The organism is Nostoc sp. JL33, assembly GCF_017114985.1.
GTDB lineage: Bacteria > Cyanobacteriota > Cyanobacteriia > Cyanobacteriales > Nostocaceae > Nostoc.
This window is the reverse complement of record NZ_JABXKP010000003.1, coordinates 1-4,660: the sequence shown is the minus strand read 5'-3', so window position 1 is coordinate 4,660 and position 4,660 is coordinate 1. Positions and strand designations below refer to the sequence as shown.

Below are 4,660 nucleotides of genomic sequence, written 5' to 3'. Positions count from 1 at the left end.
TGCAACTTGTCCAACTTCTTCTTCCAAACCTGTCCAAAATCTTCTTCAAGTCACAATTCGAGTGCGCTGGAGGAGTCGGTGCAGAAGTTTTTGGAGTCGTTGGGCAAGCTGAATCGCGCTTATTTGACAGGGTTGGAAGAAAAAGTGCTGAGTCTCTTAGAATCGGAAATTACACATAAGGAAGCCTGGGGATAAGGCAGGAATTTATGCGAATGATTAAGTTATCGTCAATGAAGTCTGCTGTTCAAGCCGAGTTTGTAAATCTACAATCAGGTTTTCTCCACTGCGTCGCGCTGACCATAAACCAGAATACTGCAAACCTATATTCCACTCTCCTTGCATATAATCTTCATTTTCTGAAACTATGCCTGTATATCTAACTGGTACAGGTGAGGTAACTAAATAACGCTTAGTAAAACTGACACTGCGCCCAATTACCTCGCCATTGACCTGTGCTTCTCCTAAATAGTTGTCATCCAAAATGGAACCACTAAAAGTATTTCCACTCTGAACAAAGGTTGCTTCAAAGCGACTAGGAATGTCATCTTGCCAGTAAGTACCTAACCAATTACCGCTAAGGTCTGCCATATTGTTTCCTAGTAAAGATGTCTATGCGCTCACCCAAATTGAAGTAATTAACGCAGCAGGTAGTTTGCTTGCTATTGTTAAGGTGAAACTGTCAACCACCTAATTTTATCCTGTTAAAATCCAGGCATTGCAACGTAAAGAGGAAGCTGCTTGATGCGAGTAACCCAAGCGCTCACTTGCGGATATGCCTCAAGAGAAATTTGAGCATCACTGGCAAGTTCGATATAGGGATAGCAGGCAACATCTGCGATCGTTGGGTGATTTGTCTCTAGCCAGTCTCGATTCAGAAGATGCTTATCTATCACCTCAAGCGTATACCTTGCTTTTTGCTGTGCGCCTTCTAAATCGACAGGTGTACCTAATAGAAAAAACCGTCGAGCCGCAGATAGACTATTCTGAATTTCATTGGCAGCAGTAGACAACCATTGTAAAACTTTACCCATTGCTTCCGGTTCTGAAGGCAACCAAGATTCTCCGCCATACTGACGAGCCAAGTACACCAAAATAGCTTGCGAGTCACGCAAAACTAGATCGCCATCAATCAAAACTGGAACTTGCCCAAAAGGGTTGAGTTTCAAAAACTCTGCTGACTTCTGTTCCCCCACTACAAGATCAACTCTAATGATTTCATGTTCTAGCCCCAGCAGGGATAACAAGAGTACAACCTTGTAGCAATTTCCTGATAGCTCGTGAGCGTATAATTGCATTTTTGATAAATTCACTCCTGGAAAGGGAATATAATCTGCGTGCATGAAAACGATTTTACCCAATGCACAGGCTTTGGTAATAGCTCTTTGAAAGGTAAGCCTAAACTTTGATGAAATTTATCTTTGAGGATTTGTACTCTTAGTGTCACAGTAGTATTTATTGTGTTTGCTTGCTCGTCTTGCTGAAAGTATTTTATGAACGAGTAAGCTTTCTCTAGCTACACAAATTTTTGGGCAACTCTACATCATCTCTCCATCAGCGATCGCCTGCCTATACCATTACTGCTCGTCCAGCATTTCAAGCTATAGCCCTTATTACACATAGCTTAGAGCTTTTCTTAGTGCCATTCAGGCAAAGATGACAGTCTGCTTGTTGAATCAGGGACGTTATAACCAAACAGTATTCACAGGAAACCAGCAAATATATTCTTCGACTTTCCCTGAGCTAGCACTGACAGCCCAGTAAGTATTAATAGCTTAGGGATTTTTTATATAGGGGACTTATTCACTGCATTTCTTTCAGAGGTTGCATTTGGTACTTGTTTAGAAGCAAGAAGAACTTGAATGTAATTTTTTTGAGAATCTTCAGAAAATTGCTTAAAAAGGTCATTTTGTTGAGAATGAGTCAGGTTGTTAAACAGACTTGAATCGCTTTTATTCCTACTGCTCCCTAAGTGTCTAAGTAATATTCCCTGATAACCAAAAAAAGCAAGTTCATTAATCTGAAGCCGACAAAAATCGCCGTCAAAGTATCCACCATGAACATTAATCCTTCTAGGAAAACCAAAAAAGTACGCGATTATTAATCGAATATAGTCGATAGTGTTAAGAGCAGATTGCTTCTTTGAAAAACTTAGAATTCCCTGATTGCTCTTTTCTTGATAATCAGTACAATCAAAATAAGTGAAGTAGTCAGCAATTTCTTTTTTTTCAGTTTTAATTTTGCCAATTTCGTGAGAAGAATTATTTTTTTCTATAAGTTTATTTAGGGACTTGCGCTCGATGCCTGATGCTCGAACCTCAAGATGTTCGTGAGGGTTATTAGGGTTACTATAATCATCATCTATACAATTACAAACACCATAATTATTTAAATTTAATTTCTGTTTTAAACTTTGGCGATTAACAGTCACATTACCCAGCTTATAACCTCTAAACCGAGTCCGATATGGGAAACTAAAGTAGTTAGCTGCTGTCGAAGCAAGGCGTAATGCTAAATCAGCCTCATTACAAAACACATAGGCTTCTTCGCAACGGCGCAGTGAAGATTGAAGATAATTAGACCTAGAAGATAAAATTGATTCCAAAGGAATATCTGCTGCCACAAGTACTAATCTTCCTAAACTAAATACATTCCCAATTTTAGAAGAAGGATTACTAAGTGCATTAGGATCAAATACATCAGAGAGGATACGAATCGTCTGAGTTGCTACTTCACAGCCTAGACTATGAGCGATAAACGATACTTTTATTCTAATTTTATCTCCCTCTATTTTCTCTTCATTTACAAGCTTCCATTGGGTAAAATGTGAATATCGAGAATTCTGTTCATTCAATATTGCTTTTTCTAATTCTTGAAAGAACTTAACTAAATCCATTACACCATAATTACTCGCCCTAGAGCGATCACGGAGATAAGTTGAGAGGCGAAGTGCCATTAATGTAACAACCAAAGCTAGTAGAAATACGCTAATTACAATGATGGCTGAAAGAAAAAGATTAAGATTGTTGAAAATAGGAGAATAAATTCCAATTGCAGGAATTAGTAAAGCCAAAAATACCAAGATTACTCCATGAATTTTAATAACTAAAAGCTCTGTTGCATCTGCTACTTTCCTTATAAAAATTCCCAGTACACTTGAAATAAAAGTAATTACTAAAGAAGTTAATATGAAATTCGATGCTGCATTTGACCAAAGCAATAAGAAAATAGTAACAAAAGTAAAAACTAAAGAAATAATCAAAGTTCCTAGAAGTAAAGTTGGTAGGGCTTGTAATGCATATCTAACTTTATCTAAAAAAGTAATTGGTTTACTTGTCCCAGGTTGGGGATTGTCTGACTTCGGATTTTCAGCAGGCCAACGATAGCCAACAAATACATGGTTCTTAGAAGTAGGGTGTAATAATTTTTTGATATCATCATAGGTTTGCTTGTAACGTATCTTTGCATCACTTTCTGAATTAGCATAACCATGTATATGTAAAACTAATTCTGGTTGACTACTTTTGATTAGATATTTTGCAATATTTTCTAGTTCTACTGAATTTCCACTGGTATGTGAAACATCGGATAAATCTTCAACATTGATAGTTGCAGTACTTGTTAAATAATAGCCAAGCATTGGAAGAGAGAGATTCTGCTTAGGCTCTATGGAAACGATAGTATATGTTTGATCAGAAGTTAAATGTGGTAGTGTGGGCATAGGTTTTACTTCCCTTGGAGTATTACTTTGCAGTTTGTCGTTCTTTCTATGATGAGTGGTTGCTTTTAAGCCTTTGTTATTATTAGCTTTGATTTCAAATTGCAATTATTGCTTTGAGATATAACTTAATATTTAGTTTTGTCATATCCCTCTTCTGTCACTCTCCGAAAACATTTGCCTTTTCTAAAATCTAGAGCTTTTGTATAGCAAGCGATCGCGCGATTCTTTTCTAATAACAAATACAAGACCCATTTTTTTCTAATAGTATAGCTTGTATTGATTGCCTCATCAGGCTTCTAGCGATCGCCCTCCCGGAGAGTGACAGAAGAGGGATATTACGCACAATACAGATCAATTAAATCGAGTTCAGAGGCTAGAGAATTAAAGATGGGGAGTAAGAACATCGCCTTGCGGGGGGACAAAATGGTCTAGAATGCTTGTACTACAAAGAGTGCAGCAATTTATGGTAAAAGAAAAAGAGCCTTTATTCGCAACAAGCTCTTGTCAACAATCTAAACCTGAATTTGAAGAGAGGAGCTAGTAATGGCGGTAACTTAACCCCAGATGTAGATTTTGAGCTTGATTCTAGGTCGAATTGGAATTTAGTAGTTGATTTTGGCATTGCTTTTGATGCTCCAAGATATACCTTAGAAAAAACTTCAAGCTCTGAAATTACCTTGATGGGTGAAGTGGGACGGGCAGGAACATACATCTATCAAGATTCTGCTGCCAATATTATCCAGAGTTCCTCATCTACATCAGTACCTGAACCCACTTCCCTGCTAGGTCTATTGTTTGGAGTTGGTGCAATTGCTGTCTCTAGAAAAGCTGGGAAGACGAAATCTGAAGCATGAATTACTGAACTCTTTACCAAAGCTTTCTCTCACCTGGAGTTTAGACTAACGCATGAAAAAATGACTCAAAGGTACTGAGTTAATGAAC

Annotated in this window: 4 protein-coding genes and 1 pseudogene; 2 read left to right on the top strand and 3 right to left on the bottom strand. The window is 37.7% G+C overall.

Annotation, left to right across the window (positions count from 1 at the left end):
* A pseudogene (locus tag HWQ23_RS00085) lies at positions 1–195 on the top strand (hypothetical protein); the annotation flags it as partial.
* Positions 196–216: 21 nt separating this feature from the next.
* On the opposite strand, the gene HWQ23_RS00080 reads toward HWQ23_RS00085, so the two are convergent.
* From HWQ23_RS00080 to HWQ23_RS00070, 3 genes are all read right to left on the bottom strand, one after another.
* Positions 217–588: a hypothetical protein gene (locus tag HWQ23_RS00080; RefSeq protein WP_292822751.1), complete on the bottom strand. Its 372-nt coding sequence runs from the start codon at positions 586–588 to the stop codon at positions 217–219.
* Between the two features lie 113 nt (positions 589–701).
* Positions 702–1,340 carry a glutathione S-transferase family protein gene (locus tag HWQ23_RS00075; protein WP_292822750.1) on the bottom strand — a complete coding sequence of 213 codons (639 nt, stop codon included), beginning with the start codon at positions 1,338–1,340 and terminating at the stop codon, positions 702–704.
* 443 nt (positions 1,341–1,783) lie between these two features.
* On the bottom strand, positions 1,784–3,823 hold the full coding sequence (locus tag HWQ23_RS00070; protein WP_292822749.1) for an alpha/beta hydrolase: 2,040 nt from the start codon (positions 3,821–3,823) through the stop codon (positions 1,784–1,786).
* 419 nt (positions 3,824–4,242) lie between these two features.
* Between HWQ23_RS00070 and HWQ23_RS00065 the strand changes: the two genes are divergently transcribed.
* A complete protein-coding gene (locus HWQ23_RS00065; RefSeq protein ID WP_292822748.1) occupies positions 4,243–4,572 on the top strand; it encodes a PEP-CTERM sorting domain-containing protein in 330 nt (109 codons plus the stop codon).
* Positions 4,573–4,660 lie beyond the last annotated feature (88 nt).